The organism is Hymenobacter glaciei (assembly GCF_039539585.1).
GTDB classification, from domain to species: Bacteria; Bacteroidota; Bacteroidia; order Cytophagales; family Hymenobacteraceae; genus Hymenobacter; species Hymenobacter glaciei.
In genome coordinates this window covers 21,361-42,922 of record NZ_BAABDK010000016.1, presented here as the reverse complement: position 1 = coordinate 42,922, position 21,562 = coordinate 21,361, and the positions used below count along the sequence as shown (strand labels likewise).

General features: G+C 61.9%; 21 protein-coding genes. 13 read left to right on the top strand and 8 right to left on the bottom strand.

What is annotated here, in order from left to right; genetic code table 11:
- Positions 1 to 22: 22 nt before the first annotated feature.
- Entirely contained in the window at positions 23 to 640 is a 618-nt protein-coding gene (locus tag ABD837_RS09125) for a DUF4126 domain-containing protein (protein WP_345053179.1), read from the bottom strand.
- Positions 641 to 854: 214 nt separating this feature from the next.
- Between ABD837_RS09125 and ABD837_RS09120 the strand changes: the two genes are divergently transcribed.
- The 4 genes from ABD837_RS09120 to ABD837_RS09105 all read left to right on the top strand — a co-directional run bounded on the left by ABD837_RS09120 (position 855) and on the right by ABD837_RS09105 (position 3,808).
- Positions 855 to 1,313 (top strand): PaaI family thioesterase, encoded by a 459-nt coding sequence (locus ABD837_RS09120; protein WP_345053177.1) that lies wholly within the window; start codon positions 855 to 857, stop codon positions 1,311 to 1,313.
- Positions 1,314 to 1,327: 14 nt separating this feature from the next.
- Positions 1,328 to 1,708, top strand: coding sequence for a hypothetical protein (locus ABD837_RS09115; RefSeq protein WP_345053175.1), 381 nt, complete (start codon positions 1,328 to 1,330; stop codon positions 1,706 to 1,708).
- On the top strand, positions 1,708 to 3,138 hold the full coding sequence (locus ABD837_RS09110; protein WP_345053173.1) for an ATP-dependent DNA helicase: 1,431 nt from the start codon (positions 1,708 to 1,710) through the stop codon (positions 3,136 to 3,138). Before ABD837_RS09115 ends, ABD837_RS09110 begins: the two co-directional genes overlap by 1 nt.
- 133 nt (positions 3,139 to 3,271) lie before the next feature.
- Entirely contained in the window at positions 3,272 to 3,808 is a 537-nt protein-coding gene (locus ABD837_RS09105) for a DUF1573 domain-containing protein (protein ID WP_345053171.1), read from the top strand.
- Positions 3,809 to 3,899: 91 nt separating this feature from the next.
- Here the strand turns inward: ABD837_RS09105 and ABD837_RS09100 are convergent, their stop codons facing one another.
- From ABD837_RS09100 to ABD837_RS09085, 4 genes are all read right to left on the bottom strand, one after another.
- Positions 3,900 to 4,277 (bottom strand): DUF423 domain-containing protein, encoded by a 378-nt coding sequence (locus ABD837_RS09100; RefSeq protein WP_345053169.1) that lies wholly within the window; start codon positions 4,275 to 4,277, stop codon positions 3,900 to 3,902.
- A gap of 59 nt (positions 4,278 to 4,336) precedes the next feature.
- The gene (locus tag ABD837_RS09095; protein WP_345053167.1) at positions 4,337 to 5,608 is read right to left on the bottom strand and encodes an aspartyl protease family protein; all 1,272 of its coding nucleotides are present in this window, start codon (positions 5,606 to 5,608) and stop codon (positions 4,337 to 4,339) included.
- A gap of 73 nt (positions 5,609 to 5,681) precedes the next feature.
- A complete protein-coding gene (locus ABD837_RS09090) occupies positions 5,682 to 6,752 on the bottom strand; it encodes an o-succinylbenzoate synthase (protein WP_345053165.1) in 1,071 nt (356 codons plus the stop codon).
- Positions 6,753 to 6,793: 41 nt separating this feature from the next.
- A complete protein-coding gene (locus ABD837_RS09085; protein WP_345053163.1) occupies positions 6,794 to 7,075 on the bottom strand; it encodes a KGG domain-containing protein in 282 nt (93 codons plus the stop codon).
- 291 nt (positions 7,076 to 7,366) lie between these two features.
- Here ABD837_RS09085 and egtB point away from each other — a divergent pair, with 291 nt between their 5' ends.
- From egtB to ABD837_RS09055, 6 genes are all read left to right on the top strand, one after another.
- Positions 7,367 to 8,680, top strand: a complete 1,314-nt coding sequence (egtB, locus tag ABD837_RS09080; RefSeq protein WP_345053161.1) for an ergothioneine biosynthesis protein EgtB — start codon at positions 7,367 to 7,369, stop codon at positions 8,678 to 8,680.
- Between the two features lie 135 nt (positions 8,681 to 8,815).
- Positions 8,816 to 9,760 carry an L-histidine N(alpha)-methyltransferase gene (gene egtD, locus ABD837_RS09075; RefSeq protein ID WP_345053158.1) on the top strand — a complete coding sequence of 315 codons (945 nt, stop codon included), beginning with the start codon at positions 8,816 to 8,818 and terminating at the stop codon, positions 9,758 to 9,760.
- A gap of 174 nt (positions 9,761 to 9,934) precedes the next feature.
- Positions 9,935 to 11,089 carry a pyridoxal phosphate-dependent aminotransferase gene (locus ABD837_RS09070; RefSeq protein ID WP_345053156.1) on the top strand — a complete coding sequence of 385 codons (1,155 nt, stop codon included), beginning with the start codon at positions 9,935 to 9,937 and terminating at the stop codon, positions 11,087 to 11,089.
- A gap of 111 nt (positions 11,090 to 11,200) precedes the next feature.
- The gene (locus ABD837_RS09065) at positions 11,201 to 12,565 is read left to right on the top strand and encodes an MATE family efflux transporter (protein ID WP_345053153.1); all 1,365 of its coding nucleotides are present in this window, start codon (positions 11,201 to 11,203) and stop codon (positions 12,563 to 12,565) included.
- A gap of 57 nt (positions 12,566 to 12,622) precedes the next feature.
- Positions 12,623 to 13,207: a DUF922 domain-containing protein gene (locus tag ABD837_RS09060; protein WP_345053151.1), complete on the top strand. Its 585-nt coding sequence runs from the start codon at positions 12,623 to 12,625 to the stop codon at positions 13,205 to 13,207.
- A 6-nt stretch (positions 13,208 to 13,213) separates the two neighbouring features.
- Complete coding sequence (locus ABD837_RS09055) at positions 13,214 to 13,558, top strand: tRNA-binding protein (protein WP_345053148.1); 345 nt, start codon at positions 13,214 to 13,216, stop codon at positions 13,556 to 13,558.
- 203 nt (positions 13,559 to 13,761) lie between these two features.
- On the opposite strand, the gene ABD837_RS09050 is transcribed toward ABD837_RS09055, so the two are convergent.
- Complete coding sequence (locus ABD837_RS09050) at positions 13,762 to 14,160, bottom strand: DUF4296 domain-containing protein (RefSeq protein WP_345053146.1); 399 nt, start codon at positions 14,158 to 14,160, stop codon at positions 13,762 to 13,764.
- Between the two features lie 36 nt (positions 14,161 to 14,196).
- On the opposite strand from ABD837_RS09050, the gene ABD837_RS09045 reads away from it, so the two are divergent.
- The gene (locus tag ABD837_RS09045) at positions 14,197 to 15,099 is read left to right on the top strand and encodes a DUF58 domain-containing protein (protein ID WP_345053144.1); all 903 of its coding nucleotides are present in this window, start codon (positions 14,197 to 14,199) and stop codon (positions 15,097 to 15,099) included.
- Positions 15,100 to 16,378: 1,279 nt separating this feature from the next.
- Here ABD837_RS09045 and ABD837_RS09040 read toward each other — a convergent pair.
- On the bottom strand, positions 16,379 to 16,858 hold the full coding sequence (locus ABD837_RS09040) for a hypothetical protein (RefSeq protein ID WP_345053142.1): 480 nt from the start codon (positions 16,856 to 16,858) through the stop codon (positions 16,379 to 16,381).
- Positions 16,859 to 17,030: 172 nt separating this feature from the next.
- Complete coding sequence (gene tssD / locus ABD837_RS09035) at positions 17,031 to 17,222, bottom strand: type VI secretion system tube protein TssD (RefSeq protein WP_345053140.1); 192 nt, start codon at positions 17,220 to 17,222, stop codon at positions 17,031 to 17,033.
- A 158-nt stretch (positions 17,223 to 17,380) separates the two neighbouring features.
- Here tssD and ABD837_RS09030 point away from each other — a divergent pair, with 158 nt between their 5' ends.
- Entirely contained in the window at positions 17,381 to 18,286 is a 906-nt protein-coding gene (locus tag ABD837_RS09030) for a hypothetical protein (protein ID WP_345053138.1), read from the top strand.
- A gap of 294 nt (positions 18,287 to 18,580) precedes the next feature.
- Positions 18,581 to 21,556 carry a T9SS type A sorting domain-containing protein gene (locus ABD837_RS09025; RefSeq protein WP_345053135.1) on the top strand — a complete coding sequence of 992 codons (2,976 nt, stop codon included), beginning with the start codon at positions 18,581 to 18,583 and terminating at the stop codon, positions 21,554 to 21,556.
- Positions 21,557 to 21,562: the final 6 nt, after the last annotated feature.

Sequence of the window (21,562 nt, the reverse complement as noted above, 5' to 3'; positions counted from 1 at the left end):
CTGGCATTGAGTGTAGCGCTTACTAATGTGCGGCAGTGGAATGCTGGGACGGCTGCCGCGCTGCCCTGCGTGCCCGCCAGCGCCGCACCCGGCTCAGCATAAACACCAGCAACACCACCACCAGGCCCGCGGCTACCAGCGGCAGCAATAGCGTGAGGACAACGCCGCCGATGGCCGCCGTATTTTCAACTGTAGCCAGCACTGGGTTGGCCAGGCCGCCGGTGCTGGCAGTAGAAGCACCGCGCAGCAATGCGGTACCGGTTTGGACCAGCCCGGCCGTGCCACCGCCCACCAGAATGCCCAGCGTCCAGCGCAAGCCAGGGTCGAGATGGGGAAGGGCCGAGGTCATCAGAATAGTGCCCGCAATGAAAGAAGCCGGGGTTGTGAGCGTATCGAGCATATGGTCCAGGAACGGGACGTAGTAACCGGCAATTTCGGCCACTGTGGCGGTGGCCAGCGTGATGAGAGCCGCCCAGGTGCCCAGCCACGCAAAGCCTGCCGAAGGCGCGAGGTAGCCGGTGTGGTAGGCCAAGCTAGCCGCCAGCAATGGCACAAATACCCGAAAGCCGCTGCACGCCGCCAGCCCCAGGCCCAACGCGCCCGCTACTACATACTGCATGGCCGGCCCGGGTTCTATCATGGCATTTGAAGCGAAAGTGAAGCCGAAAGATAGGGGGGCGGTAGCCAAGCCAGTACCTTTGAGGGCTAGCCGTACAAATGCCTTAGCCGCCGCCCTGAGTGCGTTTTATGGGTTTAGAAAGTCCTAAGGCTTGAGGTTGAGTACAAGGTGGTATAAAATATTAATACGCTTGTCCTCATCGGCTGTTTTTTCATTACCTAAGCTTTTCTTCCCTGTGTCTTCTGATAATCAACCTTCTGCCAACAACTCTGCCTCCGGTTCTGCGTCCGACCTCGAAATTCGAATCCGGCGCAAGCTGGAGCGGCAGCATTTCATGCACCTCATCGGGGCCAACCTCACCGTCATCACCGCTGGCCGCGTCGAGGCCGAACTGGCCCTGCAGCAGCAGCACCAGCAGCAGCGCGGCTTTGCGCACGGCGGCCTGGTGGCAACCATGGCTGACCTAGTGGCCGGATTCGCCGCCGTTACGCTTATTTCGGACAACTACGGCCTCGTCACGGCCGACTTGCGCGTGTCGTACCTGCACCCCGGAGTGGGGCAGCGCCTGCGGGCGATTGGCTGGGTGCTGAAAGCCGGCCGGCGCCTACATTTTTGCGAAGCCGAGGTGTGGTGCGATGAGCTGCTGATTGCCAAAGCCAGCGCGACGATGGCAGTGGTGGAGCCAGCGGCTTAACTTTTTTCATCAAAATGGAAAATGCAGAAGCCTTTCGGTCTGAACTCGAAACTTGGCTAAACGATGTAGTCGCCGATGAAAACCCAGCTGAGGAAATCATTGCTTTCCGTTTTGGTCTTGGTGAAGTTGAGGAAGGCTACGTACTGTATTTGGCTGGTTCGAAGAACTACAACGAAACAGACGATGAATGGGCTGCTTTTCCGCCCGAATTCATTGCTCAAAAAGAACTGATTATTTCCGCCAATGAAGGTGAGGAATGGTATTGGGTGATTCTTGAAGTAATTTATTCCCTGGGAAGGACCTTAAGGAAGAGCCCAATACAGGATTCTTTTTTAGGCGGGAACATTCCAGTGTATACCGGCTTTGAGAGTGGTGATTTATATCGTTTGAAATAATGCTTTCCCTCCGCACTCCGTCCGTTCGCGACTATTTTCCTTACACGCCGACCGCCGACCAATCCCTGCTTTTTACCCAGCTTGATGCGTTTTTGCGCGACCAGTTGCCGGGGCGCAAGGTGTTTGTGCTGCGCGGGTATGCTGGTACCGGCAAAACCACCGTGGTAAGCGCCCTGGTGCAGTGGCTGCACAAAATGCAGCGCAAGTACACCCTGATGGCCCCCACCGGCCGCGCCGCCAAGGTAATGGCTGGCTACGCCGGCGTGGTCGCCAGCACCATTCACAAAAAAATCTACCGCCAAACCAGTGGCTCACCATCCGAGCGGCTCAATTTCCAGCGCCAGCCCAACCGCACCGAGCAAACGCTCTACATCGTGGACGAGGCTTCGATGATTTCGGACGAGAAAGCTTTCGGTGAAAATGGCCTGCTCGACGATTTGATGGGCTTCGTGTTCGAGAAAACCAGCAACAAGCTGCTGCTCATTGGCGATACGGCCCAGTTGCCGCCGGTGGGCCAGCTCCTGAGCCCCGCCCTCGACCCCGAGCTGCTGGGCCACCGCTTCCGGGCCGAGGTGGGCAGCGTGGAGCTGCGCCAGGTGATGCGCCAGGCCCAGGAATCTGGCATTCTGGTGAATGCGACTGAACTGCGCGAAGAGCTGCGCGAGGAAGTGCCCAAAATTCAGCTGCACACGCAGGGTTTTCGCGACATTTTTAAGATGGGGGGCGACAAGCTGGAGGACGGCCTGCGCTGGGCCTACCGCAACTATGGCCACGAGAACACCACCATCATTTGCCGCTCGAACCGCAACGCCAACCAGTACAACCAGCTTATTCGCCGGGCCTTGTTCGATGCCGAGGAGGAGATTGAGGGCGGCGACTACTTGATGGTGGTGCGCAACAACTATTTCTGGCTGCCGAAGGACTCGGAAATCGGATTCCTGGCCAACGGCGACTTCCTGCAAATAACGAAAGTCATTCGGCGCGAGGAGATGTACGGCTTCCACTTTGCCCAGGCCCAGGTGCGGCTGGTGGACTACCCCGACGAGCCCGAGATTGAAGTGAAGCTGCTGCTCGATACGCTGCACACCGAAAGCCCGGCCCTGCCCTCGGACCGCAACAATGCACTGTACCTGGCCGTGAGCGAAGATTACGCCCACCTCAAAACCAAGTCGGAGCGCTACAAAGAAATGCGCAAGGACCCGTATTTGAACGCGTTGCAAATAAAATTTGCCTACGCCCTGACCTGCCACAAAGCCCAGGGCGGCCAGTGGCAGGCCGTGTTTGTCGACCACGGTTTTCTGAAGCCCGACGAGCCGCTGGCCGGTGAGTTTGCCCGCTGGCTCTACACGGCCATCACGCGGGCTTCGGAGCGGTTGTTTCTGCTCAATTTCCAGCAGCAGCTGGTGGGCGACCCGCCGCCCGAAGACTAGCCGGGAACCGAACCCGGCTTCATCGGGTCTTCAGGTAGGCCGGCGCACTTTGGTCGTAAATTTGCCTGGCCCGGCGAAAACCCTAGATTTGTTCAACGCCAACGCTTCATCATTCCTTTTTCAATTGTTTCCCATGAAAAAAACCTTGCTTCTCGCCCTGAGCCTGACGGCTGCTGCCTACACCACGACTCACGCCCAAACGACTGCGGCTGCTAAGCCGGTTGGCCCCGTGGCAGGTCCTGCCATCACGTTCGAAGAAGTGAAGTACGACTTCGGCTCCGTAGTAGCCGGTGGCACCGTCGACCATACCTTCAAGTTCAAGAACACGGGTACTGCGCCCCTCATCATCTCCAACATTGGCGTGAGCTGCGGCTGCACCACCCCGGAGTGGACCAAAGCCCCGGTATTGCCCGGCAAAACCGGCACCATCGCCGCCCACTTCAACTCGACCGGCAAAATGGGCATGCAGAACAAAGTGCTGACCATTGAGTCGAACGCAACTGCCGGTAGCACCACCGTATCGTTGGTGGGCGAAGTGAAAGACGCTGCTGCTACGGCCAGTGCTGCCCCCGCCATGGCCGCTTCGAGCGACGTAAAGGTGAAAGCTGACGACAACAAAACCAAAGTGAAAGTCGGCGGCGGCAAGCTGAAAGCCAAGTCGAAAAACTAGTTTGCCTGGCGGCACTTGCCGCTGGGCACCACAAAAAAAAGGCCTTTCGCACAAGCGGAAGGCCTTTTTTTTGTGGTGTAAGCAGGTTCGGCTATAGCTCGCGCACGGCCAGCAGCAGGCTTATCCAGCCGCCCAGCAGCAGCAGGCCGCCAATGGGGGCCACCGCCCCCAGCTTGGTAATGCCCGTGAAGCACAACGCGTAGAGCGAGCCACTGAACACCACAATGCCGCCGGCCCACAGTGCGCCGGTGGTGCCCAGTGCGCGTAGCTCGGGCCGGGCCGCCCACAACGTCCCAACGGCGAGCAGGGCCAGGGTGTGGTAGAACTGGTAGCGCACGGCGGTTTCGAACGTGTCGAGGCGGCCGGCGCGCACCAGGGTATCGTGCAGGGCGTGGGCCCCGAAGGCCCCAATAGCGACGCCAAGTGCACCAAACAGGCCAGCAAGCTGAAGCAGAAGTCGAGCAGTCATGAGCAGAATTTCAGAAGTGAATGATGGCCCGAAGGTACAGCCCCGCGCGGCCCACCGGCTTAAATCTGGCGTTTAAGGCGCACGGTGGTCGTCTGGAGTTCCCCATCGGGCCGCCGGAGTAGGAGCAGGATATTGCGGCCGTCCTCCGAGTGCATGATGCGGCTGAGCTGCGTCAGGTTGAAGAAATTCGCGGGAATCAGGTTGATGCTGACCAATTCCATTTCCGGCTCGAGGCCTGCGGCGGCGGCCGGCGAGTTCGGCATGACGCGCAGAATAACGTAGCGGCGCAGGTCAGGCCCAACGGCCATGAACTCAATGCCGCACATGTCGTGCTCAAATCCATCGCGAAGTTGCTGGTTGGGGCGCAGAAACAGGCGCTGGTGCGGATAATCAATCACCAATGAAAAGCGCTTCAGCAGCTCGTAGCCCACATTGCCGTTGCGGGGCACGTCGATGCGGCGGTGCACATCGGCCGAATTGGGGAAGGAAGCCAGCACATTGGGCAGGGTGTAGCGGCCCAGCTGCAGGAGCGGCACCCGCCCCAGAAAGCCCTGCACCACGCCGGTCAGGCCGCGGCCGAGGTCGGTAGGCAGGCGGGGCGCTGGGGCCTTCAGGCGAGGGTCCGAGTCGAGCTCGATGGACAAGGCGTGGCTGGCCCCGGTGTCGAGCACCAGCTTCAGTGGCAGCGTTAGCGAGTCGGAAAGCTTAATGGGGGCCGTGAAATAAGCCTTGTTGTTTTCCACGCTCAACGGAATGAAAGACCAGAAACGTCCTGTCGGGGCGTTGTACACCTCGGGGCGCGTAGCCACCAAGTAGCCCTCTTCGGGCCGAAGGGTGACCACAAAGCTGCGGAAGAGTTCGGAGCCCAGGATGCCGTGGATGGGCATGCCGATATAGCCGGACAGGTTCAGCACATCCTGCGACAGCACCAGCAAGGACATGTGCTGGGCCACCACGCCCCGTAGCGCCACCTGCACGCTGTCGGCCTGGTAGGCTTGCAGGCCGGTGTCGGCCCCACCCGCACCAGTAATGCGGAATAGTTGACCGTGACGCAGATGCAACGAGTCGGCCAAAGCCGGCGAAGTAATGATGGACGTGGCGACGCCGGTATCAAGCAGGAAATTGAAAGGCCCATAACCGTTCAAGGTGATGGTAACTACCAGCAGGTTGCGCTGAATCTGCATCGGGATATGGACCCGACGGTGCTTTGGATTTTCTAGCCGGAAGGGGCCAGCCAGCGTCTGGCCCTGTGCCCGGCACACCCGCGCCGGCCCGATGGCAAAGCTTAGGCAAAGCAATAAAAAGAGTAGGTGGGTGCGAATGGGTTTCATGGGCCTGGGCCGAAGGCCCGCGCCGTAAATAACGCTAAAAGTCGCGCGTGTTCGATGCCAGCTGATGGCAGACCTATTCGGGTAGTTCCCAGGTGCTATTGGGGGCGTAGCGCAGTACCCCGCTGCTCACCTGCAGCGGCGCTTCGATGTTGTTGTGGTAGAGCTGGCCCGTGCCCAGCCCCTGCGGAAAGCCTTGCACGTCGTACTCGCCCGTCAGTTGCGCTACTGCGTTCAGGCCCACGTTCGATTCCAGCGCCGATGTGAGCCACCAGCCCAGGCCCCGGGCTTCGGCCAGGGCAATCCACTGGCGGGTTGCGGCGTGACCGCCCAGCAAGGTGGGCTTGAGCACAATGTAGGCCGGTTGAATTTCGTCGAGCAATGCGGCCTGCTGTTTCAACTCGGTCACACCAATCAACTCTTCGTCGAGGGCAATGGGCAGGGGGGAAGAGCGGCAGAGCGCAGCCATCGCCGCTGGCTGCCCCGCCGCAATGGGTTGCTCGATGGAATGCAGGCCGAATTCGGCTAATTGCGCCAGCTTGCGGGGCGCCTCGGCCGGAGCAAAAGCCCCGTTGGCATCGACGCGCAGCGTGAGCCGCGCAGGCCCGGCCACCGCCCTGATTTCAGCTAACAGGGCCAGCTCGGTGGCAAAGTCCAGGCTGCCAATCTTCAGCTTCAGGCAACTATAACCCGCCGCCAGCTTCTGCTGAATTTGCTCGCGCATAAAGCTGGCGTCGCCCATCCACACCAAGCCATTGATGGGCAGGGCCGCCTGCCCCTGGCTGAAAGCGTTGGAATACAACTGCCGCCGGCCGCCATTGGCTAAGTCGAGCACGGCCGTTTCGAGGGCAAAGGTGAGAGCGGGCCAGCCAGGGCCAACCAAGTTCGGCACCTCAGCCAATGCCAGGGAGCGAAGTTGGGCGGCGTTTACGCGCTCACACAACATAGCTACGGCCCCGGCAAAGCCGGGGCCGTAGTCAGGGCTAAGGCCCGCCAGAGGTGCGGCCTCGCCCAAGCCGCTGATGGTCGGGTTGTCGGCATCGGCCAGGTGCAGGTACCAGGCCACATGCTCAGCCAGGGCCCCGCGCGAGGTGCGGGCCGGAAAATTGAAGCGTAAAACGCGTTGGGAATACCGAAGGTGCAACATGCCGCAAAGATGCGGCGGCGCGGCGGTATCGTGGGGCGTAGTTAGGCGTTGTCGCCGTTGGCTGCTTTGCCGCGGCGGCTCACCAGCCCGCCCTTGCGGCCAGCATTGCGGGCTTCGTCGGCTGAGAAGCGGTGGCCCCGGCCGCTGGCGTGCGAGGCTTTGCCGCCTTCGCTGGCAATGCGGCGCTGGGTTTCGGGGCTCATGGCCGCAAAGCCGCGGCGGCTCTTGGTACCCACACGGTTGGCGGGGCGGGTGGCGGGTTTGGCTGCTGCCGAAGCGTCAGCTGAGATGAGCGGTGCGGAGGTGGAGGATGAAGCAACCATGGGATTAAAACGTAAGAAAAGGTACAAAGTGGGAATGCCGTAAATCGAGGTTTGGTAGTACCTAAATTCACGTAATAGGTTGTTGTATTCACTGTTATGTGCTGTAAATGCCACTTTATACGGAGGAGCTTCTACGTATTAATGATGAGCTTCTGCGTGTTTATCGGGCAGCCTAAGTATAGGTTTAGCCAAAAAGCAGCCGGTTGCGAGCAGTCCGGCCGTAACCCCAGGCCCCGGCTTTCGGTTAGCCACTGGAAACTGCTCCGCTCCGTCCCATTCCACCGCCGACTTATGCCCACTGCTGCTACTGTTTCACTGCCCGATTCGGCTCCTACACTGCTGGCCTGGCCAACCCGCTTCCGCGCCGTGCGCAATCAGAGCCAGGCCCTGTGCGCCCCGCTGCTGCCCGAAGACACCGTGGTGCAGCCCACCCTCGACGTGAGCCCGCCCAAGTGGCACCTGGCCCACACCACGTGGTTCTGGGAAACCTTCCTGCTGCGCGAGTTCGCGCCCGGCTACCAGGAGTTTCACCCCCAATACGCCTACCTGTTCAACTCCTACTACAACTCACTGGGCTCGCGCGTGAACCGCGCCGACCGGGGCACCCTCTCGCGCCCAGCCCTGGCCGAGGTGCTGGCTTACCGCGCCCACGTCGATGCCGCGATGCTCGCCCTGCTTGACTGTGATGCTGAGCTGCCGGAGGCTTTTTATGAGCTGCTGGAGCTGGGCTTGCAACACGAGCAGCAGCACCAGGAACTGTTGGCCACTGACATCAAATACATTCTCAGCACCAGCCCACTAGCCCCCGAGTACCTGCCGGCGCACAGCCTGCCAGCCGTGCCCAATACCGCGCCGCCGATGGCCTGGCTGCCGGTGCCGGGCGGCGTACACCGCATCGGTTTTCAGGAAGAGGGGTTTTGCTTTGATAACGAGCTGGCGGCCCACGACGTGCTGCTGGCACCCTTCGAGTTGCAAAACCGCCTCGTAACCAACGCCGAATACCTGGAATTTATCGAGGCCGGGGGGTACCGCGACTTTCGCTACTGGATGGGGGAGGGCTGGGACCTGGCGCAAACCCAGGGCTGGGAGGCACCACTGTACTGGGTACAGCAGGCCGGTGGCTGGTTCCGCTTCACGCACCACGGGCTGCGGCCGGTGGAAATGGCAGCGCCGGTCACCCACATCAGCTTTTATGAGGCCGATGCCTACGCCAACTGGGCCGGCGCGCGTCTGCCCACCGAGGCCGAGTGGGAAGCCGCCGCCCGGCACTTCGAGTCCACCACCACCGCCGGCACCTGGCTCGAAAGCTCGTTTTTCGACCCGCAGCCGGTGCCCGTCGATGCCAGCCCCAACGAGTGCCACCAGCTGCTCGGCGACTGCTGGGAATGGACCTACTCGGCCTACCATGCGTACCCAGGCTATGCGCGTGCTGCCGGAGCATTGGGCGAGTACAACGGCAAGTTTATGGTGAACCAGCTGGTGCTGCGTGGCGGCTCCTGCGCCACGCCCGAAAGCCACATCCGCGTGAGTTACCGCAACTTTTTTCACGCCGACAAGCGCTGGCAGTTTACCGGCCTGCGGCTGGCAAGAACAGAGAACAATTAGCAAACGTCAGTTAAACAGCCTTTCTTCCTTCTTTTCCCACCAACACCGCTGCTTTCTCTGCCCTGGCTATCCGCAAGCGAAGCCAATACGCAGGTTCGACGGTTGCTAAACGAGACATGTTACATGGTAACCGAAATGACTGAGCTGGCCCGCCACGTGGCCGAGGGCCTGGCCCGCAACCCCAAAACGCTGTCGTCGATGTATTTCTACGACGACGCCGGGAGTCGTCTGTTTCAGCAGATTATGGCCCTGCCGGAGTATTACCCCACCCGGGCGGAGTTTGCCATCTTCCGGGAGCACGGCGCGGCCATTGGAGCGGCGCTGGGCGGCACGGCGGGCGAGTCGTTTACGCTGCTGGAACTTGGGGCCGGCGACGGAGCCAAAACCAAGCTGCTGCTGCGCGAGCTGCTAGCTGCCAAGTCAGAGTTTACCTACGCGCCCGTCGATATTTCGGCCGGCGCCATGAGTGGACTGGTGGCCACGCTGGCCCAGGAGCTGCCCGCCCTGCGCGTGGTGCCGGTGGTGGAGACCTACGCCGATGCCCTCGACCAACTGCACACCCAGCCCGGCCGCAAGGCGGTGCTGTTTCTGGGCTCGAACATCGGCAACTTTCACCCCGCCGACCGGCTCGACTTTCTGCGGCAGCTGGCGGCCCCGCTGAACGAGGAGGACCGCCTGCTCATCGGCTTCGATTTGCGGAAGGACCCGCGCCGCATTCGCGCGGCCTACGACGATGCACAAGGTATTACGGCCGCCTTCAACCTGAACCTGCTCACCCGCCTCAACCGCGAGTTGGGCGCCGATTTCGACCTGGCCCGCTGGCAGCACTTCACCGATTACGAACCCCTGACCGGGGCCGTGCGCTCGTTCCTGGTGAGCACCGAGGCCCAGAATATCCACTTCGAAGGACTGGAACTGACCGTGCCTTTCGCAGCGTGGGAAGTCATCCATACCGAGAACTCCTACAAATTCACGCGGCCCCAAATCGAAGCACTGGCCGCCGAGGCGGGCCTGCGGGTGGTGGACTTCTTCACCGACGGAGCCGGCGACTTTGCCGATGTGGTGCTCGCTGCCCGCTAGTTAGATTTAGGTTCAGAAAACAACACGTCATGCTGCGCTTGCCGAAGCATCTTCACCGGGTAGGTAATTCGATTTACTATTGCGGTAAAGATGCTTCGGCAAGCGGAGCATGACGTTTCTTTTAGCCAAAACCTGCTCACGGGCGAGCATTTGTCCAACCCTACGCTTCATCCCATGATGCCTGACACTCTTACCGTTGCTCCGGCCGCTGCCACCTCCTCCGTATTAAGCCTGGCTTCGGGCTACGGGCACTTCGCCGTGCCGGCTGTGGCGCTGGCCGCTGCTACCGCCGCCCTGACCACCGCTGGGCAACACGCCGAGCCGCTGGCCGTGGCCCCGGCCGCCGGGCTACCGGCGTTGCGAGCGGCCCTCGCAGCCCGCTACCAGCGGCGCGGCGCCCGCAACGTCACGGCCGAAAACGTATTGGTGACGGCCGGAGCTAAAACCGGCCTCTTTGCCGTGCTCAGTGAGCTGTTAAAGGCTGGCGATGACGTGCTCGTACCCACGCCAAACTGGTTTGGCTTTAGTGAGCTGGTGCGGCGGGCCGGGGGCATGCTACGCCCGCTGCCGTTAGCAGCCGCGAACAATTACGCTCTCACGCCCGAGGCGTTGCGGGCGGCTCTCACGCCGGCAACCCGCCTGCTTATGCTCAGCAACCCCAACAACCCCACCGGTCGGGTGCTGAGTGCCGAAGAATGGGCCGGCCTGCTCGCCGTAACGGCGGAATTCCCCGACCTGTGGGTGTTGAGCGATGAAATCTATGAAGGCATCAGCTTTGGGGCCACGCCGGTGCCCACGCTGCTGGCCCAGCCCGGTGCGGGGCCCCGCAGTGTGGTGGTGAGTGGGTTTTCGAAGTCGCTGGCGCTGGCGGGCTGGGGCGTGGGCTGCCTGGTGGCTCCGCCCGCGCTGGCCGCAGCCGTTACGGCGCGGCTGTTTGCGACCGGCGTATCCGTGCCAACACCCAACCAGCTGGCCGCGCTGGCCGCCACCGAGCACGCCGAAGAAATCGGTGCCGCGCTGTGCGCCCAGTTGAAGCCCACCCGGCAGCTGCTGCTCGAAGGCCTGGCGGCCCTGCCGGGAGCTGGCGAGGTTTTCGCGCCCGAGGGTACCTACTACGTGTTCGCCGATTTCCGCCGCTTCCTGCCGGCGGGCCTGCCACCGGCTGAGGCTTCGGCCTTGCTGGTGCGGCGGCTGGCGGCGGCTGGGGTCGAAGTTGTGGACGGCGCTACCTGCGGTGCCCCAGGCTTCGTTCGGCTGTCGTACGCCGTGCCCGAAACGGTACTCACGGAAGCGTTGGCGCGGCTACGGGCCGGGCTGGTGGCGGAGTAGGAGACTGAAAGCGGTGCCAACCGGCACTGTTTTGGGGCAACGCTGACGCGCGGGTCCGTTCCTGGCTCAGAGCGGCAAGCCGTACCTTTGCTGGAAATAGAAACAGGCGTTATGTTGGAGAAATTACGGCCGCACTGGCGGCCGACGATGCTGCTGGCCTACCCGGTCGTGCTGTCGCAGGTGGGGCATATTCTGGTGGGTTTTGTCGATTCGGTGCTGGTGGGCAAGTTGGGCACGGTGCCGCTGGCCGCCGTGAGCCTGGGCGTGAACAGCGTGAACGTCATCATGATTTTGGGTATTGGCCTGAGCATGGGCAGCGTGCCTCTGGTGGCGGCTGCCGACGGCCGCCGCGATTCTGCCGACCTGGCCCGCCTCCTTGTGTCGTCGGTGTGGCTGAGCGCACTGGCCGGGTTGGCATTGGCCGGGCTGGGGCAGCTGGTGCCTTCACTGCTGCATTTTCTGGGCCAGGCCCCGGCCGTGGAGGTGCTGGCTGCGCCGTGGGTACGGGTCCTGTGCTGGTCGTTTTTGCCGTTGATGCTATTCCAGGGCTTTCGCGAATTTGCCGAAGGGCTGGGGCTGACGCGGCAGGCCATGTGGCTGTCCATCGGGGCCAACGTGGTAAACGCCGCCCTCTGCTACGCCCTCATTTTCGGGCACTGGGGCGCCCCGGCGATGGGCATGATGGGAGCCGCCTGGGCTACCCTGGCGGCCCGCTGGCTCATGGCCCTGCTTATGGGAGCCTACGTGCTGCTGGCCCCGCGTCTGGCTGGGGTGCGCGCTGCCATTACCTCATGGCTGCCCGACGGTCCCACCTTGTTCCGTCTGTTCGACCTAGGTGCGCCCATCGGTGTGCAAATGGCCTTCGAGGTGGGAGCCTTTGCCGCTGCTGCTATCATGATTGGCTGGCTTGGCGCGGTGCCGCTGGCCGCGCATCAGGTGGCCATCAACCTGGCCTCGATGACGTACATGGCCGCCAGTGGCATTGCGGCGGCCGCCACCATTCGCGTGGGGCGGCTGGCGGGAGCAGGCAACCGGACCGAGGCGCGCCAGGCAGGCTTCGCGGCGTATGTGTTGGGTTTGGTTTTTATGGGCAGCATGGGGCTGCTGTTTATTGCCTTCCGCCACTACGCGCCGCTGCTCTATAGCCACGACCCCGCTGTGGTGGCCCAGGCTGCCACGCTGCTGCTCGTCGCGGCTCTGTTTCAGGTATCCGACGGCTTGCAAGTGGTGGGGCTGGGGGCGCTGCGCGGGCTGGGCGACGTGAAAGTGCCCTCGGTGGTGGCCCTGCTGGCCTACTGGGCCGTGGCCCTGCCGCTGGGCTACTGGCTGGGCTTTGGGCTGCACCTGGGGGCGCCGGGCGTGTGGACGGGCCTGCTCGCCGGCCTCAGCATCGTGGCCGTGGTGCTCATGGTGCGTTTCCGCCGCGAAACGGCGCCTGAATACGTGGCTTCGGTGCCCGCGCCCGAGCTGGTGTAGCGAGCGGAACGGTTTTTGACTACCGGCGCCTTGCTCTCTTTTTTAATTTTAGCTGTGATGAATACCTTCTTTTCTCCGCTGTTGCTGTTGGCCGGGCTGCTGCAAGTGCCAGCACCTGGCCCGGCCCGGCAGGCTCCAACCGCCAAGCCCGCTTTGGCCCCAGCGCCCATGATTACCTGGTCGGCTGAGCGCCGGCTTACGCTGGCCGATTTCCAGGCCCGCGCCCCGATGGGCAGCCCCCTGTCGGCCTCTACTTCGTCCAACATCAAAGCCGACGCAGCCTGCAAAGACTACGTGTTCAGCAGCACCGTGGTGTCCACCTTCGACCCTAATACCTCCTGGTTCCGCAACCCTAAAATGGCCAGCGAAAACCTGTTACGGCACGAGCAGCTGCACTTCGACATCACCGAAGTGTACACCCGCATCATGCGCCAGCGGTTGCAGCTGTTCGCCGCCAAAGCCAATTGCGAGAAGCTCCAGCCCGGCTTCAACAACACCACCAAGCTGGTGTATGCCGACTGGGACCGCGAGCAAAACCGCTACGACCAGGAAACCAACCACGGCCTGAATGCCGTGCGCCAGGCGGCCTGGGAAAAGCAAACCGCCGCCAAGCTCGACATGCTGAAGCCCTTCGCTCAATAGCCTTCCATGTCTGACAACGCACTTTCCTGGGCCGAGTTCGAGCGCGTCGACCTGCGCGCGGGCACCATCGTGGAGGCCCGGCCCTTCCCGGAAGCCCGCCGCCCGGCCTACCAGCTGCTCATCGACTTCGGCCCGGAAATCGGCCTGAAAAAGTCTAGTGCCCAGATTACGCACCACTATGCGCTGGCCGACCTGCCCGGCCGCCAGGTACTGGCTGTGGTGAACTTTCCGCCCAAGCAAATCGGGAAATTCCGCTCCGAAGTGCTGGTAACCGGCTTCGCCGACGCTGAAGGCCACATAGTGCTAGCCGCCGTGGCCGGGCCCGTGCCCAACGGCCAGCGACTGGTGTGAGCGACGCTGAGGGCCTGCACGAAGCGTCCTAGGAGATAGGAACAGCTACTCAGAGCCTATCCGAAAAATGCCCAGCCCGCAAAAAGGCCGTCATGCTGAGCTTGTCGAAGCATCTCTACCGCTTCGTTGAACGGCGCTGACGAAGCGGTAGAGATGCTTCGACAAGCTCAGCATGACGTTCAATTTATTTTTCAGATAGACTCTTAGTGGTGCTGCGGGGCCGGCGGGCCCACCGGTAGTGGGTCAAACTTCTTTTGCCGTGCTTTCAGGGTATCGATTACGGCCTGATAAATCTCGGTCAAGTCTTTGCCGTGGCTTCCGTAGTAACGGTAGCTGCGCTGCAAGGTCGAATCGGTGACCTGCCGCTGCCAAAACGACTTTTTCTGCTCGGCCAGAAAGAGGGAGCGGGCTGAATCGGGCTGCAGGCGGCTGTTTTCAACCTGGGCTTCGAGTTGCTGCAAGTCGGCCAGCACCGCTACCATGCGCTCTTTGGGGAGCAAGTCGGCGGGCCGGGGGACTTCTTCGGGGCGCTGGCAGGCAGCCAGGGCCACGAGCAGAGAGGGCAGGAGCGGAGCCAGGCCGCGGCGGCAGAATGATTTCACGCCACAAAGTTAGCCGCTTGCCGTAGCTTCGCCGCCATGAACCCCTCCGTGCCCTCGGCCCTCACCGACTTGGTGCGTCGCTTGCGCCACCTCGAAATCCGCATTCGCAAAGCAGTAGAGGCCCAGCTGCAAGGCGATTTTCACTCGGTGTTTAAAGGCACGGGCCTGGAATTCGACGATGTGCGCCTCTACCAGTACGGCGACGAGGTGCGCGCCATCGACTGGGCCGTGAGCAGCAAGGGGCACGGCACTTTCGTAAAAACCTATAAAGAGGAAAAGGAACAGCAGGTGATGGTGCTGCTCGACGTGAGCGCCTCGCTCGACGTGGGCGACGGCCAGCGCCGCAAGCTCGACGTGGCCCGCGACATTGCCGGGCTGCTGGCCCTGTCGGCTGCCCGGCAGGGTTCGGCCCTGGGCTTGCTGGCCTTTAGCGACCAGCAGGAGCTGTACCTGCCGCCCGGCAAAGGCCCCCGCGCCGCCTACGCCTTGATAAACCGGCTGTTTGCCCTGGAGCCGGTGTCGCCGCGCACGGGCTTGGCTGCTGGCATCCGCCAGGCGCTGGGGTTGCTCAAGCGCCGCACGCTGGTGGTGCTGGTGTCCGACTTCATCGACGGCAGCTACGAGCGTGAGCTCACCATGCTGGCCCAGCGCCACGACCTGATTGTGGTGCAGCTGCTGGCCCCGCGCGAGCGCCGCTTCCCGGCCTTGGGCATTGTGCCCCTGCGCGACGCCGAAACCGGCCAGGTACGCTGGGTGAACACCTCGGCCGCCGCCTTCCGCGCGGGCATCGAATCCGCGGCCGACCGCCACGAAGCCGAGCTTGTGAACCTGTGCCGCCGCACCCGCACCGGCTTCCTGGCCCTGAGTACCGAGGGCGACTTCGTGCCCCAGCTGGTGAATCTGTTCCGCCACCGCCAGCAGTCGGGCCGGCGGGGGTAAGCGCATCTCAACGGCTATTCAGCACGTCATACTGCGCTTGTCGACCCCTCTTTAATGCGGTGGTAATCCTGCCGATTTAATTGCGTTGCGCGGTAGATATGCTTCGATTGCGCTCAGTAGTACGGCATGACTGGCTTTGGCGATTTTTTAACCGGCTTCCAGTAGGAGGCAAACACGAGTACGGCGAAGCGAAGAACTAGAGCAGTTTCGGGGTTAGTGCGTTGGCACGAATGAACGGGCACTTTAAACAATAACTTTTCAAATACGATATTGAATTTGTGCCCGTTGTGACAACATTTACCCAGCAATTCCAGACCCAATTGCAATAGGTTCACTTCCACCACATGTTAATAACAAAACGATGATAGTCAATTTCAATAATAATACTGATTTGGTGTGCAACTTCTCTATCCAATGGAATGGTGGAGAGACAACTGAAAGCGGTGGAATCGGTTTGGGTGAATCCATTAGCATTGATACATCCGCCTATACCATACCCGAGGGAACCTCATGTTGGGCAAGAGCTTATTCCGAATCGGTGGCGAATCATAACTCTGGGAATAATTTTAACATTGAGCCCAACCATGCTCCAGTCACCTATTTCTTTGGAGGTGATGTGCTGTCTGGGTATGGTTTTTCCTGTGATGGGTGTGACAGCTAGCCCATACCTGAGGCATTGATACATAAATAGGGGAAACCTCCGGCTGGGGGGATTTCCCCTATTTGTTTTAGGCGTTACGCTGTTGGTCAGATAAAGCAACTTGGGGGTACGATTAAGCCGAGGCGCGGGCGGCGCGAGCGCGGATTTTATGCCTCCCCCAAAGCACAGCCGAATGACAATCGAAGGGCATGTGAACACTCGTGGGCATGGCTCTTTTAAAAGCAGCCTTATATCGTAGACAAGGACTGGCCTTTTGAAAAACCTATTTTTGATTTCTCAAGAAAACTACCTCCTCTTTCAAACAGGCTCCACCCGAAAGGGCGGAGCCTGTTTGTATTCATCTTCCGTGCTGGGGTGTTTAAGTGGAGGATGAATTGTGATAAAACAAACAGCCATTTTGGCGGATTTTTCTCCTAAAACCCTTAAATAGCTGCCAAAACCTACCCTCTGAGGTCCGGTTTCGGTTCCGCGAGGACCGGTTCTGACTCTCGGAGGTTTGGTTTCGGACCTTCAAGAGGCGGTTCAGACTCTTCAAGGTCCTATTTCGACTGTAAAAGGCCCGGTCCCGACCCGTTATGAGTCGAAACCGGGCCTTTTACAGACCAAACCAACCGGCGGCTAGCCTTTGAGGGCCTTGGGGGGGCGGCCGCCGCCGTTGCCGGGGAACTGCTGGCTCAGGTCGTCGTAGGCGGCCTGCGCGCCGGGGTGCTGGTTTTTGGCCAGAAACTTAATGTTGTTGTAGAGGGCCAGGGCGGCGGCGTAGGCATCGGAGCCGGCCAGCATCAGGGTGGATTCGGTGTCGAGGGCCAGGCCGTCGAGCAGCTGCTGCACGGGGGCCAGCCCCTGCACAGCGGCCGCGTCGCGGGCAAACTCCTCCACGTCGACGAAGATGGGCACAAAGCTGGGGTTGGCGCTGGCGTAGTCGTAGGTCTTGCGCACGAAATCGACGGTTTTCGCGCCCATTTTGAGCATCGCCGACCGCTCGTCGGGCGTGAGGGCATGCAGGTAGGGACGCAGCTCGGCGGCTCCTTGCTGGAAGTAGCCCAGGGCCTTTTTCAGCGCGGCCTCGGGGATGGCGGTAGAAAACAAGTTTTGCATAACAAAGAAAGGAAGGGTGTTGCCGGCACCGTTGCCGGTGAGCCGCAAGGTAAGGGGCGGGTTGTTAGCAACCTAGCGGCTGCTACGGTGCGCGGTAGGCCGCGCCCAGGACCAGGGTTTCGAGCGGGGCGCTGCCGTTGGCGTCGCGGAACACGACGGCCGCCGCTTGCCGCTAGTGGGGCTCGGCGGCCCAGGCCAGCAGGGCGTCGGTATCGGGCACGCGCAGGGTGAGGGGCACCGGCGCGTGGCGCACCTTGGTGCTCACCCGGCCCCGTTGGTGGGTGGCCTGGTGCCCGCCGTAACGGCAATGCAGCACGGGAAACACGTGGCCGGCCACGTGCAATCCGGCGGCGAAGGCCGCCATACTGTGTGGAAAGGGAAAGGGGGGTAGGGGCGCAAAGCCAAAGCGTTTGCGCGAAAAGCGGGCACGGGCAACCCGCATACCGGTTTCGGTGGTTGCCGCAGGCTACATTTGGGGCCTTGCCTGCCCCGCCCGCTATGCCGTTTTGCTTTCTTCCGCGTTTGTGCCGGCTGCTGCTCCCGGGGCTGCTGCTGCCGGCGCTGGCTGCTGCCCAAACGCCCCCTGCGCCGCTGCCGCAGCCCGAGGGCCGCTTTCTCAAGACCACCGTGCGTGTGGGGGAACCGCTCGACTACGAGCTGCGCTACGCCCACGACCCCGCGCTGGAAGTGGTGTTTCCGGATTCGCTGGCTCGTTTTGCGCCGTTCGAGTACGCCGGCAAAACCTTTTATCCTACCCGCACCCGGGGCGGCGTCAGCCTCGACCGGGCCGTGTACCACCTGCGCACCTTCCGGCTCGATTCGGTGCAGGTGCTGGCCCTGCCCGTGGCCATATTGCAAGGCCCCGATACCCTGAGCGTGGCTCCGCAGCCCAGCCGCGTACGCCTGCAGCGCACGGCCGCGCCCCTGCCGCCGGGTACCACCGAGCTGCCCGCCCTCCGACAAAACCTGGCCCTGGAAGCCGTGCCCCCGGCTTTCAACTACCCCTACTGGCTGGCCGGCGTGCTGGCGGGCCTGCTGCTGCTGGCGGGCGGGGCGGCCTTGTTCCGGCAGCGGCTGGCGCGGCGCTACCAAGCCTACAAGCGCCGCAAAAACCACGGGTACTTTCTGGCCCAGTTCGCCCGTCACGTCGAGCGGTTTGAGCTTTCCCGCTCGGCCACCAACGTGGAGCGGGCCGTAGTGCTGTGGAAAAACTACCTCGCCGGCCTCGAAAACAGCGCCCTCAACTCCTTCACGACCCGCGAAATCGTGGCCTATTTCGAAAACGACGCCGACGTGCGCCAGGCGCTGAGCACCACCGACCGGGTCATCTACGGCAACCTGCAAACCGAAGGGGCCGAAGAAGTCGACCGCGCATTTCAGCGCCTGCGCGGCTTTGCTGAGCGGCGTTATGCCTCAGTAGTCGGGTAGGAGAGCGCCGCTCGGTGTGCTTTATCCCAATGGATTATCAGCTTTTTTGCCTGCACAAAATTGGCGTGGGTATGTGCCTTGAAATTTATAGACTTACTGCGTTAGAGCGAGCTACGCAATAGAATCATTTCAAGAAAATGACGAGTGCTTGGAGCGGGTTAGTTATATTGTTATAATTGAAATAGGGTAAATACAGGCTGAAAAAAATGTTGTTTTAGCCGTGGGAATGATTTCTCTAAAAAAGGAGTATTTTTGAAGTTAGCTCTTCAAGATTTTGAACTATTAAATGTAATTATGACGAAATTCTTCTCTGGTTATCAACTGCGGCAGGGCCTGGCAATTACTTTGCTGGGCTTACTCTTCAGTGGCAGCTTTCACCTGGCACTGCCCGATGCGGGTAGCCATGAACCCGGCTGGTTAGCGGAACGCGAAGGCGAAGACAAAGAGAACGACGGTGACGAGGTGCGCCCCGACCGGCCCGACCTGGCCCTGCTGCAGGACATGGACCGTACCCGCGACCCCGCCACCGGCACCGTGCCCACCGAGCGCCTGCTCGCGGCGGCCCGCTTCAACGAGAAGTTTCTGCAAAACGCCGCTCAGCGGGGTACGGCGACCACCGGCCTCGAAAGCGCCAGCTGGACCGAGCGCGGCCCCAACAACGTGGGTGGTCGCGTGCTGGCCATGTTGTTCGACCCGGCCGATGTCACCGGCAGCGCCGTTTTTGCGGGTACTGCCAACGGGGGGCTGTGGAAAATCACCAACGCCACCACCGGTACCTACACTTGGAGCAACGTGAGCAGCGGCCTCAGTAACCTGGCCGTATCGGCCCTGGCGGCTGACGCGAGCGTGTCGCCGGCCATCATATACGCCGGCACCGGGGAGGGCTTCTTCAATGCCGATGCTGTGCGCGGAGGCGGCATCTTCAAATCAACCGATGGTGGGGTCACCTGGGCGGTGCTGCCGGCGACGGTGAGCAACCCGGACTTCCTGCGGTGCCAGAAGCTCGTGGTGCACCCGGTCACCCACGACGTGTACGCGGCAACTCGCAACGGCGGCCTGTACCGCAGCCAAGACAAGGGCGTGACCTGGACTCAGGTGCTGAATACCACCACCGCGCAGGCGTCGGTAAGCACACGGGTAGCCGACATTGAAATCGCGGCCGACAACACCATATTCGTGACAATGGGCCTTTTCGCCACCGATGGCATTTACCGCTCGGCCACGGGCAACGTCAGCTCGTGGACTAAGCTCAATACATTGTCGGGCTCGGGCCTGCCCACCACGGGCTACAACCGCATCGAACTGGCTTGCGCGCCTTCGGATGCCAACCGGTTATTTGCGATTTTCGAGAACAGTGCGACTAATGGCTTGCTCGACATCTACCGCTCGCTCAATAAGGGTAATACGTGGACGGTGATGCCCAAGCCCGGCGGCAGCAGCTTCGACTACACCAGCGGGCAGGCCTGGTACGCGCAGGCAGCAGCGGTGTCGCCCATCAACCCTGATTTACTGTATGTGGGCGGGCTCGACCTGTATGTAACGGCCAATGCTTCGGCTGCTACGCCCATCTGGACCAAAAAATCGGCTTGGAATGTGGCCACCACATCGACTAACTACGTGCACGCCGACCATCATGAGTTCCTGTTCCTGCCCGGCTCGGGCTCAGAGGCCATTTCGGCCAGCGATGGGGGGCTGGCCTATACGGCTACCGCAACTGCAGCCACCACCACCTTTTCGCAGCGCAACACTAATTTCAACGTAACGCAGTTTTACGCGGTGGCCATGCACCCCACCAACTACAACTATTTTCTGGCCGGTGCACAGGACAATGGCACCCGGCAGTTCACAACTGCCGGCATCAACTCGACGCCCCAGATTTCGGGCGGCGACGGTGGCTATTGCACCATCGACCAGAACGCCCCGACCAACCAGATTTCCAGCTACGTCTACAACCAGTATTACCGCACTACGGATGGCTGGAGCACTTCCACGCAGCTGTTTCTCAGCGGTACGACTGGCTCGTTCATCAATCCCTGGGACTTCGACAGCAGCCTCAACGTGTTGTACGCGGGCAATACGACCAACACCTACCTGGCCTGGACCAACCCCATGACCGCCAACAACGCGGCGGGGGCCTCAACAATTGCCCCCGCTCTGCCGGCCAACTCCGGCGATGTGAGCTTTGTGGGCATTGCGCCGCTCACGGCCAAACGTATTTATCTGGGCACCAATGCTTCGAGCGCGACCGATGGCGGCACGGTGCTCATGGTCGACAACGCTAATACGGCTACGCCCACCATTACCAAGATTTTCCCCGGCACCGTGAACACCGCCGTGTCGTGCGTGGCCGTCGACCCGGCCAACGAGGCTCACGTGCTGGTCACGCTCTCCAACTACGGCGTGGTAAGCGTGTACGAATCTACCAATGCCACCGCCGCCACGCCTACCTGGACCAGCGTGGAAGGCAACCTGCCCGATATGCCCGTGCGCTGGGCGCTGTTCGACCCACGCGGCACCAGCAAGGCCCTACTAGCCACCGAAATGGGCATATACTCGACCGATAAGCTCAACGGCAGCAGCACCGTGTGGAAGCCCACTGCCAACGGCCCCCTGAACATGCGCGTGGATATGCTGCGCTACCGCACCGGCGATAAAACCGTGGCGGCGGCTACCCACGGCCGCGGCCTGTTCACGTCGGCCATGTTCGCGCTGCCCCTGCCCGTCACGCTCACCAGCCTGTCGGCCGCCCGTCAATCGTCGGGCGCGTTGGTGCGCTGGCAAACGGCCAGCGAGCAGCACTCGCTGCGCTTCGAGGTGGAGCGCTCGGTGAATGCGGTCGATTACCAGCGAATCGGCACCGTGGCGGCCGCTGGTTCCAGTTCCAGCGCCCTCACCTATACCCTGCCCGATGCTACAGCAGGCCTCGGAACCTACTACTACCGTCTGCGGCAAGTCGATACCGATGGCACCATCACCTACTCGGCACCCGTGGCCCTGGCTGCGGCTGCCGGTGCTGGCAACGCCCTGCTGAGCAGCGTATACCCAAACCCCTTCCGCGCCGACTTGAGCGTGGAGCTGAGGGAGCCAGCCACCGGCCGCGCAACCCTGGACCTGGTGGACGCCCAGGGCCGGCGGGCTTGGGCCAGCACGGTGGCCGCCACCGGGCGGCAGTTGCACGCGGAAATCCCCGCCGCGCTTGCTCCCGGCACCTACGTGCTCACGGTGCGTGCCAACGGCCAGGTGGCCCACCGCCGCGTAGTGAAGCAATAAACGACT

Excerpts from the sequence above, each read along its gene's own strand:
- ABD837_RS09125 (WP_345053179.1), bottom strand. The coding sequence starts at position 640 with ATGATAGAACCCGGGCCGGCCATGCAGTATGTAGTAGCGGGCGCGTTG.
- ABD837_RS09115 (WP_345053175.1), top strand. The coding sequence starts at position 1,328 with ATGGAAAATGCAGAAGCCTTTCGGTCTGAACTCGAAACTTGGCTAAAC.
- ABD837_RS09110 (WP_345053173.1), top strand. The coding sequence starts at position 1,708 with ATGCTTTCCCTCCGCACTCCGTCCGTTCGCGACTATTTTCCTTACACG.
- ABD837_RS09105 (WP_345053171.1), top strand. The coding sequence starts at position 3,272 with ATGAAAAAAACCTTGCTTCTCGCCCTGAGCCTGACGGCTGCTGCCTAC.
- ABD837_RS09100 (WP_345053169.1), bottom strand. The coding sequence starts at position 4,277 with ATGACTGCTCGACTTCTGCTTCAGCTTGCTGGCCTGTTTGGTGCACTT.
- ABD837_RS09095 (WP_345053167.1), bottom strand. The coding sequence starts at position 5,608 with ATGAAACCCATTCGCACCCACCTACTCTTTTTATTGCTTTGCCTAAGC.
- ABD837_RS09090 (WP_345053165.1), bottom strand. The coding sequence starts at position 6,752 with ATGTTGCACCTTCGGTATTCCCAACGCGTTTTACGCTTCAATTTTCCG.
- ABD837_RS09085 (WP_345053163.1), bottom strand. The coding sequence starts at position 7,075 with ATGGTTGCTTCATCCTCCACCTCCGCACCGCTCATCTCAGCTGACGCT.
- egtB (WP_345053161.1), top strand. The coding sequence starts at position 7,367 with ATGCCCACTGCTGCTACTGTTTCACTGCCCGATTCGGCTCCTACACTG.
- egtD (WP_345053158.1), top strand. The coding sequence starts at position 8,816 with ATGACTGAGCTGGCCCGCCACGTGGCCGAGGGCCTGGCCCGCAACCCC.
- ABD837_RS09070 (WP_345053156.1), top strand. The coding sequence starts at position 9,935 with ATGATGCCTGACACTCTTACCGTTGCTCCGGCCGCTGCCACCTCCTCC.
- ABD837_RS09065 (WP_345053153.1), top strand. The coding sequence starts at position 11,201 with ATGTTGGAGAAATTACGGCCGCACTGGCGGCCGACGATGCTGCTGGCC.
- ABD837_RS09060 (WP_345053151.1), top strand. The coding sequence starts at position 12,623 with ATGAATACCTTCTTTTCTCCGCTGTTGCTGTTGGCCGGGCTGCTGCAA.
- ABD837_RS09055 (WP_345053148.1), top strand. The coding sequence starts at position 13,214 with ATGTCTGACAACGCACTTTCCTGGGCCGAGTTCGAGCGCGTCGACCTG.
- ABD837_RS09045 (WP_345053144.1), top strand. The coding sequence starts at position 14,197 with ATGAACCCCTCCGTGCCCTCGGCCCTCACCGACTTGGTGCGTCGCTTG.
- ABD837_RS09040 (WP_345053142.1), bottom strand. The coding sequence starts at position 16,858 with ATGCAAAACTTGTTTTCTACCGCCATCCCCGAGGCCGCGCTGAAAAAG.
- tssD (WP_345053140.1), bottom strand. The coding sequence starts at position 17,222 with ATGGCGGCCTTCGCCGCCGGATTGCACGTGGCCGGCCACGTGTTTCCC.
- ABD837_RS09025 (WP_345053135.1), top strand. The coding sequence starts at position 18,581 with ATGACGAAATTCTTCTCTGGTTATCAACTGCGGCAGGGCCTGGCAATT.